Source organism: Streptomyces sp. RG80 (assembly GCF_040446465.1).
Lineage (GTDB): Bacteria > Actinomycetota > Actinomycetes > Streptomycetales > Streptomycetaceae > Streptomyces.
In genome coordinates, this window is the sequence record NZ_JBEAAJ010000002.1 from 557,733 (window position 1) to 573,259 (window position 15,527).

A 15,527-nucleotide genomic window follows, 5' to 3' on the forward strand; every position below is an offset into this window, starting at 1 on the left:
GTGCTACTGAACACTCCGGCCGACGACGAACCAGACCCCCACGGCCGGTTCGGCACCGTCGTTGCGGTAGCGGTGCGGAGTCGTCGACTCGAAGCACACGGCGTCACCGGGGCGCAGGACGCGTTCCTCGAAGCCGAGGGTGAGGACGAGCTCACCGGAGGTGAGATAGCCGTACTCCGTGCCCGCGTGCCGCATCAGACCGCCCGAGGAGGCGGAGGAGCCGCCGGGCCGGTAGGTCACGAGGAGGAAGTCGGCGTCCGTGCCGGGGACGTGTCCCAGCCGCTCCCACACGACACCCGAGTCCAGCTCCAGGACCTCTCGCTCACCGGGCGTGACCAGGGGTCCGATGCGTCGGCCGGGGTCGGCGGCGAAGGCGGCCAGGGCGTGCAGCGCGGTGGCTCCGACCGTCGCCGTGGCGGGCTCCCGGGCCTCGAAGAGCGACTCGACGGAGATGCCGAGCGCGGTCGTGATCGCGTACAGCGTGCTCACCGACGGCTGGCTCTTGCCGGTCTCGATCTGCGACACCAGGCTCGCGGAGACGCCGACCTCCCGGGCGAGCGCGCGCAGACTCAGCCCGCTCTCCAGGCGGGCCCGCCGAATACGCGCGCCGACGGGCGGCACGGCGGCAGGGGACACGGGTGGCTCCTCTCCGGCCGGAACATGTTCAGCTCCATTGAACATCCGGGTCGGCCGAATGGTCGACCCCCGCAGGTCCCGGTCATGGCCGTATGGCCGAGGCGGGCGCCCGGGCCCGCGGGCGAGGCTGGAGCCACTTCGGAACCACGCCGTGGCCACCGCCGCTCCGGCCCCCTCGGCTCCCTTCCTCCCCTCCACCCACAGGAGTTCACGATGCAGCGCAGCAAGTTCCTCATCGGTGCCGTCGGGGGCGCGACCGCGATCGTCGCCGTCGGCGGGCTCGGCACCTACCTGCTCGCCGGGACGGAGTCGACCACCGGGCTCGACGAGTCCACCACGGTGCAGGTCGCCGGACACAAGGCCCTGTCGCCGAACATCGTCGCGGGCCGCACCGAGAGCAAGTACCACCCGCTGCCCTGGGTCGGCCAGAAGGTCACCGGCGTCACCTGCCCCACCGGTCTGAAGGCCGTCGCGGGCGCCACCGTCACCTGCACCGGCAAGGGCGAGAACGGCAAGACCGTCGACATCCCGGTCTCCGTGGTGAAGACGACGGGTTCCTCCATCACCTGGAAGTTCGAGCGCTGAGACGCCCAGAAGGGACTGCGACACCTCATGCACACGGTGCTGGCCGGTTTCGGCCTCGTGAAGAAGTACGGCTCCACCACCGCCCTCGCGGGCGTCGACGTGGAGGTCGGCGAGCGGGACTCCCTCGCCATCATGGGCCCGTCCGGGTCCGGCAAGTCCACCCTGCTGCACACCCTCGCCGGGATCGTCCGCCCCGACGGCGGCCAGGTCCTGCTGCGCGGCGAGCGCATCGACAGGCTGGGCGAGAACCGGCTGAGCGCCCTGCGCCGCAAGCGGTTCGGGTTCGTCTTCCAGTTCGGCCAGTTGCTCCCGGAACTGCCCGCCGAGGAGAACGTCGCCCTGCCCCTGATGCTGGAGGGCGTACCGCGCAAGCAGGCCGTGGAACGCGCCCGGCGTTGGTTCGCGCCGCTCGGCCTCGACGGTCTGGAGCACCGCAGGCCGGGCCAGTTGTCCGGTGGACAGGCCCAACGGGTCGCGATCGCCCGGGCGTTGGCCGTCGAGCCGGACGTGGTCTTCGCCGACGAACCGACCGGCGCCCTCGACCAGACCACCAGCACCGAGGTGATCCGGCTGCTCACCTCCGTCACCCGCGAGCAGGGCGCCGCGCTCGTCATGGTCACCCACGACGCCGACGTCGCCGCCCACTGCGACCGGGTCCTCCAGGTCCGCGACGGCCGGATCAGCAACTACACCCAGTTCACGGTCGCCTGAGCCCCCTCCCGGAGATGTGATGCGCTCCCCCGTCCTGTCCCTCACCTGGCACCTCACCAGAGCCTCCGGCCGCCGCGGCCTGCAGAGCCACCTCCTCGCGGCGGGCGCCGCCGCCGTCGGCACGTTCGTCATGCTCGTGATGATCGCCGCCACGACCGGTTCCGCCGTCCGCGCCGACCACACGGCCTGGCGCACCCCCGCCGCCGTCAAGCACGGCACCGCCGTCCAGGCGCTCGCCACGACGTACGTACGCCACGAACCCGTCGCGGTCGTGTCGCTGGCCAAGCTGCCCGGCCGCGCGCAGACCCCCGCGCCGCCCGGGCTCAGGACCTTCCCCGGGCAGGGCGAGGTCTACCTCTCCCCCGCCCTGGCCGAGCTGCTGCACAGGCTGCCCGCGGACCAGCTCGCCGACCGCTTCCCCAAGCCGTCCTCCTACGGCACGATCGGCGCCGCCGGTCTCGCCTCGCCGGACGAGCTGGTCGCCGTGGTGGGGCGGGCGCCGGGCGCCACCGCGGTGTCCTCGGCGGCGGACAGCGCCACCTGGTACGACGTCGGACAGGCCGAGCGCGCCGAGATCACCGGCTTCACCGGCACCAAGGTGAGCATGTTCACCGAGGCCGACCAGGCCGCGGCCCTGCTGGGCATCGTGCTGCTGGCGATGCCCGTGGTCGTCCTGTCCGCCGCGGCCGGACGGCTCGGTGCCTCCCGGCGTGAACAGCGGCTGGCGGCGCTGCGGCTGGCCGGGTCGACACCGCGCCAGATCATCGCGATGACCGCCCTGGAGGCATCCGCCGTCGGTCTGGCCGGAGCCCTCACCGGCGCACTCGCCTATGTCGCCCTGCTGCCCGCGCTCGCGCAGATCCCGTACGGCATCGGCGGCTGGTACACCGGCCAACTGTGGGTGGGGGCACGCTGGTTCACGACCGTCGTCCTCGGAGTCACGGCCCTGCTCACCCTCAGCGCGGTGTCGATGCTGCGCCAGGTGGCGACCTCGCCGCTCGGTGTGGCCCAGCAGGCGAACCCCAGGCGCACCCGGCTGATCCGGCTCGTGCTGTTCCTGGCCGCCCTCGGCTACATCTGGGCGAGTTCGAACGGCGGCGGTCAGCTGAACAAGCGGCAGCTGCTGACCCTTCTGCTGCTGTTCTACGGCGCGTTCTGGCTGCTCGGCCCGTGGGTCGTGGACCGGCTCGGCCGGATCCTGGCCCGGTACGCGAAACGTCCGGCGACGCTGCTGGCCGCGCGCCGGCTCAGCGACGACCCGCGGGGCGCCTGGCGTACCGTCAGCGGGCTGGTGCTGGCCGGGTTCGCGGCCGGGTTCTTCTCCATCAGCATGCTGGGCACCGACACCGGGCAGTACCGGGACCAGGTCGGCGTGGTCACGGCCGACGCCGACAGCGCCCGGCACGCCGTCGCCGAGGCCCGTAGCCTGCTGCACCGGGCCGGTGTCACCGCGACGGTCGGCGTCGCGAGCGAGGACGACTTCGACGGTGTGCTGGGCGGCTCCGCGGGTGTCGTCGCGACGGTGTCCGGCGGCCCGGAGAGCGTCGACACCGCCGTCACCGCGCTCACCCCGCTCGCCGTGAGCACGCCGTACACCGGGGACACCGTCGGCGCGGTCGACAGCACCGTCACCGGACGGATCGGCGAGGTGAGCATCGCGACCCTGGCGCTGAGCTTCGTCGTGGCGACCGCCTCGGCCGGTCTCACCGCCGCCGCGAACGTCCTCGACCGGCGCCGCGTGTACGGCCTGCTGCGGCTGGCCGGCACCCCGCTGAAGGTGCTGGACCGGGCCCGGGTCCGGGAGACGGTGGTCCCGTTGCTGGTCCTGGCCGGCGGCACGACCGCGATGGGCATGTACGGCTCGAGCAAGCTCAACCAGGCCGTGGGCACCACGATGAACACCACCGGGCTCCTGCAACTGCTGGCGTGCGCGCTGCTCGGCGCGCTGGCGATGTTCGCGGCGATCAGCGCCAGCCGGCCCCTGCTGCGGAAGGTCACGGCCGATCCGGCACAGAGCGCCGACTGACCGGCCGGGCACGGCCCGCCTGACGGACCGGGCGCAGGCCACCGGCCGGCCGACCGGACACAGACCGCCGCCCGACCGACCCTGCGCCCCCCGGTCGGCCAGGGACGGCCCGTCGCTACGACAGCGGCGGGCCGTCCGTCGTTCCCACTCGTGAGGCATGATCGAGCCATGACCACCCCCAGCCGACCCGGCGCGGCCGGCACGCCCATCCGCGTGCTCATCGCCGACGACCAGGACATGGTCCGCACCGGCTTCCGCTTCTTCCTGAACGCGCAGCCCGACATCACCGTCGTCGCCGAGGCCGCCGACGGCGAGGAGGCGGTGGCGCTGGCCCGCAAGGTCCGGCCGGACGTGTGCCTGCTGGACATCCGGATGCCGAAGCTGGACGGTCTGGCGGCCACCCGGCTGCTCGCCGGGCCGGACGTCGCCGATCCGCTGCGGGTGGTCGTGGTCACCACCTTCGACCTCGACGAGTACGTGTACGGCGCCCTGCGCGGCGGCGCCTGCGGGTTCCTGCTGAAGGACTCCGGTCCCGCGCTGCTCGCGGAGGCGGTCCGGGCCGCCGCGGCCGGTGACTCGCTGGTCTCCCCGTCGGTCACCGTCCGCCTCCTGAAGCATGTGACGGACGCCCCGGAGCCGGCCGCCCCCGCCCAGGCGGCGCCCCCGACCGAGCCGCTCACGGACCGCGAGCTCGACGTGGTCCGTCTGGTCGCCCTCGGCCGTACGAACGCCGAGATCGCGGCCGAGCTGTATGTCTCGCTCTCCACGGTCAAGACCCACCTGTCCAGCGTCCAGCTGAAGCTCCGGGCGCGGAACCGGGTGGAGATCGCCGCCTGGGCCTGGCAGCACGGTCAGGTGCGGCCGGGCCCGTGACCGGCGCTCAGTCGCCCGACCGGATGAGCCCCGTCAGATACCGCCACAGCGACGAGCGCCGCTTGATCGCCTGGTCCGGCGCGTCCGCCGGGTCCGTCTCGGGCGCCGCGGGCCGCACCGGCCCCGCCGCGACGTTCCCGGAGAGCTCGTAGCGCACCGGCAGTGAGCGCAGTCCGCGCATGAACGGCGAGGATCTCCAGGGGAGTTGGTCGACCGGCAGGGCCAGTTCCAGATGCCCGAACCGTTCGACGATGCGCCCCACCCCGGCCGCCGCGATGGTCGACGCCAGCTCCCGGGCGGGGCACTGGCGCGGTCCCGCGCCCCAGGCCAGATGGGCCCGGCTGCTGATGCTGGAGGAGCCCGGTGTGGTCTGTCCGGCGAACAGCGGGTCGGCGTGCGCGGCGGCGGAGGAGACCCACACGGGGTCGCCGGCGTGGATGGTGTAGTCGCCGAGCGGGGTGTCCGCGGCCGCGAACCGCGGCACGAAGTTGACCAGCGGCGGCTTGCGCATGACGACCCGGTTCATGGTCTCCCGCACCATCCCCGCCGACAGGGTCTGGCGCACCCCGCCGTCGTTCTCCCCGGAGATCACCTCGACGACGGTGTTGGAGATGAGGATGCCGACGTGATCGGAGGTCATGCCGAGGAGCATGAACAGCTCCCGGGCCAGTTCGTCGACCGTGAGGTCCGGGTGGGCGGCGAGCAGCTGGGACGGGAAGTCGTCGCCCGGCTGTTCGCGCTTGGCGGCGGCCAGTTCCGAGAGCGTCACGAGCAGTCGCGCCAGGGCGGGTTCGGCGTCCGGCCCGGCGTCCAGGACGCGCCACATGTCCATCAGGGCGTCGTCGCCCTGGGAGCCGGGGAAGCCGAGCAGATGGCTCGCCGCCATCAGCGGCAGCGGGCGGGAGAACTGCGCCGACAGGTCGGCGACACCGGTACGGCCGCCCTGGGCGAGCAGGTCGATCAGCTCGTCGGCGTAGCCCGTGACGGCCGCCTTCAGGCGCTTGGCCTGCGGTTGGCGCGGGTCCTGGAAGGGCCGCAGGGCCGCGTCCCAGGCGCCGCGCAGCCGGGGGTAGCCGGGGCCGCCCTGGATCAGCACATGGTTGACCTCCAGGGACGGGCCGAGCGGCCAGTCGGCGGGCACCCGGCCCTCGCTGCGGGCCCGCCAGTTCTCCAGCCCCTTGGGCCAGCCGGCGTCGTCCTGGAGCACCTGGAGCGACTCGCGGTAGCCGAGCACCAGCCAGGCGGGCACGCCCAGCAGGTCGACCGGCGCGACCGGGCCGTGCCGCTCGCGCAGCCGTTCGTAGACGAGCGCGGGACGCGTCTCGTAGTCCCGGGTCAGCAGGGGTTCGGGGGCCAGATCCTCCAGCCGCGCACCACCCGTCCTGGGCTCCTCCTCGTCGACCACGTGGAACTCCATCGTGCTGCCGCCCCCTTCGACCCCGCCCCTAGCGAATCGCACGGGACCCTACCCGAGGCGTGGCACGCGTCAAGTGCCGGGGTACTCGCCGGTAGGGATCAGCGCGGTTCGCGCTTCCCGCTGACCAACTCCTCGAGCCGGTCGAACCGTTCGTGCAGGGCCTTGGCCGTGTCGTGGGCGAGCCGGTGCCGGCGCTTCTGTTCCCGGCCGACGAACCAGGTGGCGAGGGCGGCGGTGACCATGCCGTACGTGGTGATGCCGACGACCATCACGACCGCGCCGACGACCCGGCCCCACGGCGTGACCGGGTAGAAGTCGCCGTATCCGACGGTCGTCGCCGTCTCGACCGACCACCACAGGGCCTTCGGGTACGACGTCAGATTGGCGCCCTTGGCCCCGTCCTCGGCGGCCACCACCGCCCACGAGCCGAGCAGCATCACCACCCCGAGCACGGCCGTGGCGCCACCCGCCGCCTTCAGATGGAGCGAGCGTCCCTCCCGCCCGAGCAGCAAGTCGACGGCCCTGGCGAGGAATCCGGGCAGCATGGCGACTCCTTCGGGTGCGGGCAAGGGCCTGGGGCCAGTGTCGGCGCCGGGCCGCGGACGGGCATGCCGGGCGGGTCGTTCGAGTTGCCGTACGCCGTCGGCCGTCATGTGCTGGGGCGAAAGCCCCCAGTCGACGGAGGACCCATGACGCCGGAGCCCCGATCGGTGTCGGAGACCTTCGCGTTCGCCTGCGGGGAGTGCGGCCACACCTGGGAGGCCGGCTTCCAGGTCATGTTCTTCACCGACCCCCTGGACGCCTCGGGCCTGACGACCCAGGAGTACGTCGACGAGGCGGGCCGGGCGGTCGGATCACCCCTCGCCGACGCGATCTGCCCCGAGTGCGGTGGCCGCAGGGTGCAGGTCACGGAAGCCGGGCGCGCGGAGCACGAACGTCCCGCCCGACACGCACACCGTCCGCACCTCCCGCACCGCTCACCCGAACGGCCCGGATGAGCTGGTGGCCCGCACCGGCCGGTGCTGCGCTGAGGGCACACCCACGTCCCCAGGAGGCATCCGCGATGAGCCGTCGTACGTCCCGAACCGCCCGTGTCCTCGCCCCGGCCCTGGCGGCGACCGTGCTGCTGACCTGTGCGGCCTGCTCGGACGACGACACCGACACCTCGGCCATCGGCGCCTCCCCGCTCGCCGCCGACTCCCCGTCCGCCTCGGCCGCTCTCACCGAGGCCGGGGCCCGTAGGGCGCTGATCACCGAGACCGACCTCGAGGACGACTGGACACAGGCCGCGGACGCCGCGACCTGGCGCGACAGCCTGCTCATCGGCAAGGTCGACGTGGCCGACTTCCTCACCGCGAAGGCGGACGCCGCCGACTGCCAGCGGCTCCTCGACGGCCTCTACAGCGACGAGTTGCTGGGCGAGCCGTCCGGCGCGTCCGCGCTCACCGGCTTCCAGGAGGAGGACTCCCGGCTGCTGTACCAGGTGGGCGCCTACCGGCGGGCGGGCCTGGACTCCTCGCTGGCCTGGCTGGAGTCCCTGCCGGTCAAGTGCGACCAGTTCACCGCGACCGACTCCGCGGGCGACAAGCGCACGGTCCAGGTCGTCGAGACCTCACTGCCCGAGGAGGGCGACGCGCGGCAGGGCCTGCGCGTCACCGTCCAGGGCACCTCGAACGGCACCCCGGCCACCCTCACCCTCGACGTCGCCGTGGTGCGCGTCGGCGCGGACGCCATCACGGTGACGGCCGGCGGGCTGGACGGCGACGAGGACGACTCGGTGCGGGACGCGGTGCGCGCGGGCACCAAGCGCCTCGACGACGTACTGAAGTGACGTACTGGGTTGACGTACTCGGCTGACGTTCCGAGCCGGGGCCTCAGGGGCAACCCCTCTCCCCCAACGCCCACTTGAGCCGATTCCGGGACAGCTTGATCATCCGGCGGCACAATGGCGAGGACGGGCCGCGGCGCCGCGGTCGTCGGGGCGAGGAGAGGACCAGACGTGAGTGACACCCCGCCGGATGTGCCGTCGAGGCTGAACACCGGGATCGCGCACAACGCGCGTGTGTGGAACTACTGGATCGGCGGCAAGGACAACTACGAGGTCGACCAGCAGGTCGGCGAGCATGTCGCCGGGATGTTCCCGATCATCCGGGCCATCGCCCGCGCCGACCGCGACTTCCTCGGCCGGGCCGTGCGGTATCTGGCGGCCGAGCGCGGGGTGCGGCAGTTCCTGGACATCGGCACCGGCCTGCCGACGGTGGACAACACCCACGAGATCGCCCAGCGCGTCGCCCCGGACGCGCGGATCGTCTACGTGGACAACGACCCCATCGTTCTCGCCCACGCCCGCACCCTGCTGACCAGCACCGGCGAGGGTGTCACCGACTACATCGACGCCGATGTCCACGACCCCGAGGCGATCCTCGAACGCGCCGCGGGCACCCTGGACTTCAGCAAGCCCGTCGCGGTGATGATGCTCGGCATCCTCAACTTCGTCCTCGACTACGACAAGGCGCGGGACATCGTCCGCCGGGTGCTGGCGCAGGTCCCCTCGGGCAGCTTCCTGGTGCTGACCCACCCCACCTTCGACGACGCCCTCGGCGGCGCGGGCCAGATCCCGGCCATGAAGTTCTGGAACGAGAACGCCACCCCGCCGATCACCGCCCGCAGCGGCACCGACATCGCCGCGTTCTTCGACGGACTGGATCTGCTGGAGCCGGGCCTGGTGTCCTGCTCGCAGTGGCGCGCCGACTCCGACTCCCCGGGCGCGGTACCGCAGTTCGGCGCGGTGGCCGTGAAACCCTGACGCCGAGGCCCAGCCCGTCGTGGAGGACGTATGACCCCCCTTGCCGTTCCCGCCGACCCCGTACCCGGTGGACGTCCCGGTGACGTCGACCGTGCCACCGCCCTGAGCGGCGAACTGTCCGGGAGAGGCGTCCACGGCATCGTGCTGTCCTACGTCGACACGGCGGGCGTCGCCCGGGTGAAGACGGTCCCCACGGCGAAGCTCGCCTCGGCGGCGGCCTGGGGGGTGGGCATGTCGCCGGTCTTCGACACCTTCCTGGCGAACGACTCCATCGTCACCACCGACGTCCTCGGCTCCCCCGACGGCGATCTGCGCCTGTACCCGGACCTGGACGGGCTCGTGGTCCTGGCCGGGCAACCGGGCTGGGCGTGGGCGCCGGTCGACCGGATCACGCAGGAGGGCGACCGGCACCCCGGCTGCACTCGCACCTTTCTGCGGCGGATCGTCGCGGAGGCGGAACAGCGGCACGGCGTCACCTTCCGGGCGGCGGTCGAGATCGAGTGGGCGGTAGGCCAAGGCCCGTCGGCGAGCGGGGAGTTCGTCCCGGCTCTCTCGGGCCCGGCCTACGGCGCGATCCGCCAGGTGGAGCTGAGCGACTACACGGCCGACCTGCTCGCGGCGTTCGCCGCGCAGGGCGTGGAGGTCGACCAGCTCCATCCCGAGTACGCGGCCGGGCAGTTCGAGATCTCGGTGGGCGCGCTGGACCCGGTGGCGGCGGCCGACCGGAGCGTGCTGGCCCGGCAGACGATCCGCGCGGTGGCCGGGCGGCACGGGTACGTGGTGTCGTTCGCCCCGGCGGTCTTCGCCGAGGGCGTAGGAAACGGCGGCCATCTCCATCTGTCCGTTTGGCGCGACGGCATCAACCTCCATGCGGGCGGCGACCGCAGGTACGGCATGACGGCCGAGGCGGAGTCGTTCGCGGCCGGTGTCCTCGCCCACCTGCCGGCCCTCACGGCGGTCACCGCCCCGAGCCCGGCCAGCTATCTTCGGCTCAAACCCTCCCAGTGGGCGGGGGTGTTCACGGCCTGGGGCCGCGAGACCCGCGAGGCGGCGGTCCGGATCGTCACCGGCACCCAGGGGCTGCGCGAGCAGGCGGCCAACCTGGAGGTCAAGCCGGTCGACCTGGCCGCCAACCCCTATCTCGCACTGGGCAGCGTCATCGCGGCCGGCCTGGACGGCGTCACGTCCTCGGCACCGCTCCCCGAGGAGATCACCGGCGACCCGGCCCGACTGGAGCCCGCCGAGGCAAAGTCGCGGGGCGTACGCCGGCTGCCCGCGTCGCTGGCCGAGGCGGTGGCGGAGTTCCGCGGGGACAAGGTGCTGCGCGGGGCGCTGGGCGTGGTCCTCGCCGACGCCGTGATCGCCGTACGGGAAGGCGAGATCGCGGCGGTGGCCGGGCTGGACGACGAGCGGATCGCGGCGGCGTACCGCTGGAAGTACTGACATGGGCGCGGTCCACGAGGCGCTCGCCGCCCTGCGCCTGGTCGACCACCACTGCCACGGTGTCGAGAGTGCCGAGCTTGACCGGCCCGGCTTCGAATCGCTGCTGACCGAGGGCGACCGCTGGCCGGGCAGCTCGCCCTTCGACACCCCGGTGGGCGTGGCGGTACGACGCCACTGCGCGCCCCTGCTCGACCTGGACCGGCACGCCCCGGCGGACGCGTATCTGGCGCGCCGCGCGGAGCTGGGCCCGCGGGAGGTGAACCGGCGCTTCCTCGCCGCCGCGGGGACCGGCACGTACTGCCTGGACACCGGGTTCGGTCCGGCCGAGCTGGCCGCGGACGACGTGTACGAGGTCGTGCGGCTGGAGCGCGTCGAGGAGGCGTTGGTGGCCGACGGGGTGGAGCCGGACGCGTACGCCGAGGCGTTCCGGGCGGCGGCGGAGAAGGCGGTGCGGCGGCCCGGGGTGGTCGGGGTGAAGTCCGTCGCCGCGTACCGCACGGGCTTCGACCTGGATCCGGCCCGCCCGTCGAAGGCGGAGGTAGAACGGGCGGCGCGCAACCGCCTCGCGGCGGGCAGCCGACTGGCGGACCCGGTCCTGGTCCGCCATCTCCTGTGGACGGCGGTCGACCTGGGCCTCCCCCTCCAACTGCACACGGGGTTCGGCGACAACGACATCCGGCTGCACCGGGTGGACCCCACCCATCTCACGGACTGGCTGCATCTGACGGCCGGCACGATCCCTGTCATGCTGCTGCACTGCTGGCCGTACCAGCGGCAGGCCGGCTACCTGGCCGCGGTCTTCGAGCAGGTGTACCTGGACGTGGGCCTCACCCTGCACCATGTGGGCCCGGCCCGGGCGCGGACGGTGCTGGCGGAGGCGCTGGAGATCACACCGTTCCGCAAACTGCTGTACAGCTCCGACGCCTACGGTCTGGCGGAGTTCTACGCGCTCGGCGCGCTGTCCTTCCGCAGGGGTCTGGGCGAACTGCTCCAGGACCGGGTGGACGCCGACGAGCTGAGCCTGCCCGACGCGCTGCGGCTCGCCGAGTGGGCAGGAGCACACAATGCCCGCCGGGTCTACCGCCTTCCCGGCCCGTCCTGAAAGTATGATCAAGCAATGTCTGACATGACCGAAACCACGCCCGGCTGGATGACGACCGACGACCTGGAGCAGGCGCGGGCCCGGATGCCGATCCTGTACGTCGAGGCCGTGCCCGTGCGGGTCGACGACAGCGGCGAAGTCACCAGCGTGGGCCTGCTGCTGCGCATCGGCCCCGACGGGACGGTCAGCCGGACCCTGGTCTCCGGTCGTGTGCTGCACCACGAGCGCGTCCGCGACGCCCTCCTGCGGAACCTGGAGAAGGATCTCGGCCCGGTGGCGCTGCCCCGCATCCCGGCCGCCCCGCAGCCCTTCACGGTGGCCGAGTACTTCCCGACGCAGGGCATCACGCCGTACCACGACCCGCGTCAGCACGCGGTGTCACTGGCCTACGTCGTCCCGGTGACCGGCGACTGCCGCCCCCGCCAGGACGCCCTGGACCTGGTCTGGTTCAGCCCCCAGGAGGCCGTGTCGGAGGCGGTGCAGAGCGAGATGCCCGGCGGGCACGGAGTCCTGCTCAAGCAGGCGCTGGCACACCTGGGCTGCGCGGTCTGATCAGCCCTCTTCGGTCTTGCGCTGCGTGGTGCCCGGCTCGCCGGTGTCCCGCTTCCACTCGACGACCAGCTCGTCCTTGGCACCGAACCGCACGAGATGCCGCCCCACGACGTCCTCCAGCACCGCGAGATGCTCGACGTCCGCCTCCACCACGAGCACCAGCGCGCCCTCGGTCGCGGTGAGGGTCCCGGTGCCGTTCTGGAACTCGATCCCACCCTCGCCGGCGACCTCGTCCCAGCTGGTCGTGGAACGCCGTCCCAGGTGAGAGGCGAGCTGCTTGGCGTAGCGGTGCGGGCGGTCGGTGGGGACGTGGGCTTCGGAGCGGGGCATGGTGGTACTCCAGCCGTGGTGGCGGATGCGGACGGGTCGATAGTGCCGGACGATCGCCGCGCGGGGCCGTCCGGGGCCGCAAGCTTTGGATTCCGGGGCCGTCCGGTGTCCCCTTGACGCCTCTCGGCGGCGGGTGCACAGTTGGACATATACGCCGTAAACATACGGTGTTCTGGACCGTACCCGGGAGCGTCGTGTGATGACGCGCAGCGATCCGGGGCCGCCGTCGACCGTCCTCGTCACCGGCGGAGCCGGTTTCATCGGCAGCCACGCCTGTGTGGAGCTGCTCGACCACGGCTACGAGGTGATCGTGGTCGACGACTACTCCAACAGCACGCCCCAGGTCCTCACCCGGGTGGAACGGATCGCGGGCCGCTTCGTCGGCGCCGTCTACGAGCTGGACGTGCGCGACCGGCGGGCCCTGTCCGCGGTCTTCGACCGGCACGCCGTGGACGCGGTGGTGCACTTCGCCGCGCACAAGGCCGTCGGCGCCTCGGTGCGGATGCCGACGGAGTACTACGACACCAACGTCGGGGGCACGACCGCCCTGCTGCGGACCATGAACGAGCACGGCGTGCACCGGCTGGTCTTCTCGTCCTCCTGCTCGCTCTACGGTGACGCCGGCCCCGGCCCGCTCGACGAGAGCACGCCCGCCCGGCCGACCAACCCGTACGCCGCCTCGAAGTGGCTGTGCGAGCAGATCCTCGCCGACGTCTGCCGCCGGTGCCCCGAGTACACGGTGCTGAGCCTCAGGTACTTCAACCCGGCCGGCGCCCACCCCAGCGGACTGCTCGGCGAGGACCCGCGCGGCGAGCCCGACAACCTGATGCCGTACGTGTCCCAGGTGGCGGCCGGCCGGCGGAAGCTGCTGCGGGTGTTCGGCGGCGACTACCCGACCCACGACGGGACCGCGGTCCGCGACTACCTCCACGTCATGGACACCGTCGAGGCGCACCGCGTGGCCCTCGACCACCTGGCCGACGCCCCCGGTATGCATGTGTACAACCTCGGCGTGGGCAGGGGCAGTTCGGTGCTGGACGTGGTCGCGGCGTACGCGACGGCGGCCGGCCGGGAGGTGCCGTACGAGATCGTCTCGCGCCGCCCCGGCGACGTGGCCGAACTGGTCGCCGACGCGTCCGCCGTGGACCGCGCCTGGGGCTGGCGGCCCACCCGGGACCTGGCCGACATGTGCCGGGACTCCTGGCGGTTCCAGCAGCTCAATCCGCAGGGCTACGCCGGGTCCGCGCGACACCCGAACGGGAAGCGGTGAGGGCGAAGGCCGTCTCCACCAGGGCGATGTGACTGAACGCCTGCGGCGCGTTGCCCAGTTGGCGTCCCGCGTCCGGGTCCCACTGCTCGGACAGCAGACCGACGTCGTTGCGGACGGCGAGGACCCGCTCGAACGCCTCCCGGGCCTGTTCCGTGCGGCCGGTGGCGGCGAGCGCGTCGGCGAACCACAGGGTGCAGGGCACGAACGCGCCCTCGTCGCCGCGCAGTCCGTCCACGCCGTGCACGCCGGGCCCGTCCGGGGCGTACCGACGGACGAAGCCGCCGTGGTCGAGTCCCCGCATCGCACGGACCGTCGCACGCACCCGCTCGTCGCGGGCGGGCAGGAAGCCCAGGCGGGGAATCAGCAGCGCGGAGGCGTCCAGGGCCGGGGAGCCGTAGGACTGTACGAAGGAGCCGCGGCCGGGGTCCCAGCCCGTCCGGCACACCTCGCGGTGCACCTCGTCGCGCAGGGCCCGCCACGCGCCCGAGGCGCCGTTGCGGCCGAGCAACCGGCCCATCCGCAGGGCACGGTCGGCGGCCACCCAGACCATCACCTTGGAGTGCACGAACTGCCGCGCCGGACCGCGGACCTGCCACAGCCCCTGGTCCGGCTCGTGCCAGTGCGTCTGGAGGTGGGCCATCAACGCCTCGACCAGGTCCCACACATGGGCCGGCATGGGGATGCCCGCGCACAGCGAGAGATACAGGGTGTCCAGGACCTCGCCGTACACGTCCAGCTGGAACTGGTTCACGGCGGCGTTGCCGAACCGGACCGGCCGGGAGCCCTCGTAGCCGGGCAGCCAGGGTGCCTCGGTCTCCGGCAGCAGGCGCTGGCCGCCGACGCCGTACACCGTCTGCAGTGCGGCGGGGTCGCCCGCGATGGCCCGCACCAGCCAGTCCAGCCAGGCCGTGGCCTCCTCGCGGTAGCCGCTGCGCAGCAGACAGGACAGGGTGAGGGTGGAGTCGCGCAGCCAGCAGTAGCGGTGGTCCCAGTTGCGCTCACCGCCCAGGGCGCCGGGCAGCGAGGTCGTCGGCGCGGCGACGATGCCGCCGGTGGGCGCGTAGGTGAGTGCCTTGAGGGTGATGAGGGACCGCACCACGGCGTCCCGCCACGGGCCCTCGTAGCGGCACTGCCCGCTCCATCGCCGCCAGAAGTCACCGGTCTCCTTCAGGACCGTCTCCGCCGGGACGAACAGCGGAGCGGGCGGCTCGGGCCGGTGCGAGGGCGACCACGCCAGGGTGAGCGCCACCTTTCGCCCGGCCGGGACGGTGAGGTCCAGCACGGTGGCGTCCTCGCCGTGGCCGGCCCGCACCGGGCCGTCGGCGTTCAGCCACACCGCGTCGGGTCCGGCGACCGCGACCGTGCCGCCGTCGGTCACCCGGATCCAGGGCCGGACCCGGCCGTGATGGAAGCGCAGCCGCAGTTCGCTGCGCACCCGCACGACCCCGGACACGCCCTCGACCAGCCGTACCAGGCAGGGCAGTTGGGCGCGGGGCGGCATGAAGTCCGTGACCCGTACCGTGCCGGCCCCCGTCTCCCACTCCGATACGAGCACCAGCGTGTCGGGCTGGTACCAGCGGCGGGTGCAGGGGCCGGACGCCACGGGAGACACCCGCCAGAAGCCGTTGTCCCGCGTCCCCAGCAGGGCGGCCAGACAGGCGGGTGAGTCGAAGCGCGGCAGGCACAGCCAGTCGACGGAACCGCTGCGGCCCACCATGGCCGCGGTCTCCAGGTCACTGAGGAGGGCGTAGTCCTCGATGGGGGCGTTCATGATCG

16 protein-coding genes are annotated in these 15,527 nt (G+C 73.0%); 11 read left to right on the top strand and 5 right to left on the bottom strand.

Features of this window, described 5'->3' with window-relative positions; genetic code table 11:
- Positions 1–3: 3 nt before the first annotated feature.
- The gene (locus tag ABKA17_RS08610) at positions 4–636 is read right to left on the bottom strand and encodes a helix-turn-helix domain-containing protein (RefSeq protein ID WP_353691296.1); all 633 of its coding nucleotides are present in this window, start codon (positions 634–636) and stop codon (positions 4–6) included.
- A gap of 213 nt (positions 637–849) precedes the next feature.
- Here ABKA17_RS08610 and ABKA17_RS08615 point away from each other — a divergent pair, with 213 nt between their 5' ends.
- The 4 genes from ABKA17_RS08615 to ABKA17_RS08630 all read left to right on the top strand — a co-directional run bounded on the left by ABKA17_RS08615 (position 850) and on the right by ABKA17_RS08630 (position 4,831).
- Positions 850–1,221, top strand: a complete 372-nt coding sequence (locus ABKA17_RS08615; RefSeq protein WP_353691297.1) for a DUF4333 domain-containing protein — start codon at positions 850–852, stop codon at positions 1,219–1,221.
- 27 nt (positions 1,222–1,248) lie between these two features.
- Positions 1,249–1,932: an ABC transporter ATP-binding protein gene (locus ABKA17_RS08620; protein ID WP_353691298.1), complete on the top strand. Its 684-nt coding sequence runs from the start codon at positions 1,249–1,251 to the stop codon at positions 1,930–1,932.
- A gap of 19 nt (positions 1,933–1,951) precedes the next feature.
- Complete coding sequence (locus ABKA17_RS08625; RefSeq protein WP_353691299.1) at positions 1,952–3,958, top strand: ABC transporter permease family protein; 2,007 nt, start codon at positions 1,952–1,954, stop codon at positions 3,956–3,958.
- A 168-nt stretch (positions 3,959–4,126) separates the two neighbouring features.
- The gene (locus ABKA17_RS08630; RefSeq protein WP_353691300.1) at positions 4,127–4,831 is read left to right on the top strand and encodes a response regulator transcription factor; all 705 of its coding nucleotides are present in this window, start codon (positions 4,127–4,129) and stop codon (positions 4,829–4,831) included.
- Positions 4,832–4,838: 7 nt separating this feature from the next.
- Here ABKA17_RS08630 and ABKA17_RS08635 read toward each other — a convergent pair whose 3' ends face one another.
- Together ABKA17_RS08635 and ABKA17_RS08640 are read right to left on the bottom strand one after the other, a co-directional pair.
- Positions 4,839–6,248 carry a cytochrome P450 gene (locus tag ABKA17_RS08635; protein ID WP_353691301.1) on the bottom strand — a complete coding sequence of 470 codons (1,410 nt, stop codon included), beginning with the start codon at positions 6,246–6,248 and terminating at the stop codon, positions 4,839–4,841.
- Positions 6,249–6,346: 98 nt separating this feature from the next.
- Positions 6,347–6,793 (bottom strand): potassium channel family protein, encoded by a 447-nt coding sequence (locus tag ABKA17_RS08640; protein WP_353691302.1) that lies wholly within the window; start codon positions 6,791–6,793, stop codon positions 6,347–6,349.
- A gap of 144 nt (positions 6,794–6,937) precedes the next feature.
- On the opposite strand from ABKA17_RS08640, the gene ABKA17_RS08645 reads away from it, so the two are divergent.
- The 6 genes from ABKA17_RS08645 (at position 6,938) to ABKA17_RS08670 (ending at position 12,151) form a co-directional block, all read left to right on the top strand.
- Complete coding sequence (locus ABKA17_RS08645; protein WP_353691303.1) at positions 6,938–7,246, top strand: hypothetical protein; 309 nt, start codon at positions 6,938–6,940, stop codon at positions 7,244–7,246.
- A gap of 65 nt (positions 7,247–7,311) precedes the next feature.
- Positions 7,312–8,079, top strand: a complete 768-nt coding sequence (locus ABKA17_RS08650) for a hypothetical protein (protein ID WP_353691304.1) — start codon at positions 7,312–7,314, stop codon at positions 8,077–8,079.
- A 114-nt stretch (positions 8,080–8,193) separates the two neighbouring features.
- Complete coding sequence (locus ABKA17_RS08655) at positions 8,194–9,054, top strand: SAM-dependent methyltransferase (protein WP_502994170.1); 861 nt, start codon at positions 8,194–8,196, stop codon at positions 9,052–9,054.
- Positions 9,055–9,084: 30 nt separating this feature from the next.
- Positions 9,085–10,497, top strand: a complete 1,413-nt coding sequence (locus ABKA17_RS08660; protein ID WP_353691306.1) for a glutamine synthetase family protein — start codon at positions 9,085–9,087, stop codon at positions 10,495–10,497.
- Position 10,498: 1 nt separating this feature from the next.
- On the top strand, positions 10,499–11,599 hold the full coding sequence (locus tag ABKA17_RS08665; RefSeq protein ID WP_353691307.1) for an amidohydrolase family protein: 1,101 nt from the start codon (positions 10,499–10,501) through the stop codon (positions 11,597–11,599).
- Positions 11,600–11,614: 15 nt separating this feature from the next.
- Positions 11,615–12,151, top strand: a complete 537-nt coding sequence (locus tag ABKA17_RS08670; protein ID WP_353691308.1) for an NUDIX hydrolase family protein — start codon at positions 11,615–11,617, stop codon at positions 12,149–12,151.
- On the opposite strand, the gene ABKA17_RS08675 is transcribed toward ABKA17_RS08670, so the two are convergent.
- Positions 12,152–12,481 (bottom strand): DUF2218 domain-containing protein, encoded by a 330-nt coding sequence (locus ABKA17_RS08675; RefSeq protein ID WP_353691309.1) that lies wholly within the window; start codon positions 12,479–12,481, stop codon positions 12,152–12,154.
- A gap of 199 nt (positions 12,482–12,680) precedes the next feature.
- On the opposite strand from ABKA17_RS08675, the gene galE reads away from it, so the two are divergent.
- Positions 12,681–13,751: a UDP-glucose 4-epimerase GalE gene (gene galE / locus ABKA17_RS08680; RefSeq protein WP_353691310.1), complete on the top strand. Its 1,071-nt coding sequence runs from the start codon at positions 12,681–12,683 to the stop codon at positions 13,749–13,751.
- On the opposite strand, the gene ABKA17_RS08685 is transcribed toward galE, so the two are convergent.
- Positions 13,699–15,522, bottom strand: coding sequence for a glycoside hydrolase family 15 protein (locus tag ABKA17_RS08685; RefSeq protein ID WP_353691311.1), 1,824 nt, complete (start codon positions 15,520–15,522; stop codon positions 13,699–13,701). The two genes, galE and ABKA17_RS08685, sit on opposite strands and share 53 nt — an antisense overlap.
- Between the last annotated feature and the right edge of the window lie 5 nt (positions 15,523–15,527).

Coding starts and splice junctions, on each gene's coding strand:
- ABKA17_RS08685 (WP_353691311.1), bottom strand. CDS start 15,522: ATGAACGCCCCCATCGAGGACTACGCCCTCCTCAGTGACCTGGAGACC.
- ABKA17_RS08665 (WP_353691307.1), top strand. CDS start 10,499: ATGGGCGCGGTCCACGAGGCGCTCGCCGCCCTGCGCCTGGTCGACCAC.
- ABKA17_RS08655 (WP_502994170.1), top strand. CDS start 8,194: ATGGCGAGGACGGGCCGCGGCGCCGCGGTCGTCGGGGCGAGGAGAGGA.
- ABKA17_RS08620 (WP_353691298.1), top strand. CDS start 1,249: ATGCACACGGTGCTGGCCGGTTTCGGCCTCGTGAAGAAGTACGGCTCC.
- ABKA17_RS08660 (WP_353691306.1), top strand. CDS start 9,085: ATGACCCCCCTTGCCGTTCCCGCCGACCCCGTACCCGGTGGACGTCCC.
- ABKA17_RS08650 (WP_353691304.1), top strand. CDS start 7,312: ATGAGCCGTCGTACGTCCCGAACCGCCCGTGTCCTCGCCCCGGCCCTG.
- ABKA17_RS08640 (WP_353691302.1), bottom strand. CDS start 6,793: ATGCTGCCCGGATTCCTCGCCAGGGCCGTCGACTTGCTGCTCGGGCGG.
- ABKA17_RS08630 (WP_353691300.1), top strand. CDS start 4,127: ATGACCACCCCCAGCCGACCCGGCGCGGCCGGCACGCCCATCCGCGTG.
- ABKA17_RS08670 (WP_353691308.1), top strand. CDS start 11,615: ATGTCTGACATGACCGAAACCACGCCCGGCTGGATGACGACCGACGAC.
- ABKA17_RS08675 (WP_353691309.1), bottom strand. CDS start 12,481: ATGCCCCGCTCCGAAGCCCACGTCCCCACCGACCGCCCGCACCGCTAC.
- ABKA17_RS08645 (WP_353691303.1), top strand. CDS start 6,938: ATGACGCCGGAGCCCCGATCGGTGTCGGAGACCTTCGCGTTCGCCTGC.
- ABKA17_RS08635 (WP_353691301.1), bottom strand. CDS start 6,248: ATGGAGTTCCACGTGGTCGACGAGGAGGAGCCCAGGACGGGTGGTGCG.
- ABKA17_RS08625 (WP_353691299.1), top strand. CDS start 1,952: ATGCGCTCCCCCGTCCTGTCCCTCACCTGGCACCTCACCAGAGCCTCC.
- ABKA17_RS08615 (WP_353691297.1), top strand. CDS start 850: ATGCAGCGCAGCAAGTTCCTCATCGGTGCCGTCGGGGGCGCGACCGCG.
- galE (WP_353691310.1), top strand. CDS start 12,681: ATGACGCGCAGCGATCCGGGGCCGCCGTCGACCGTCCTCGTCACCGGC.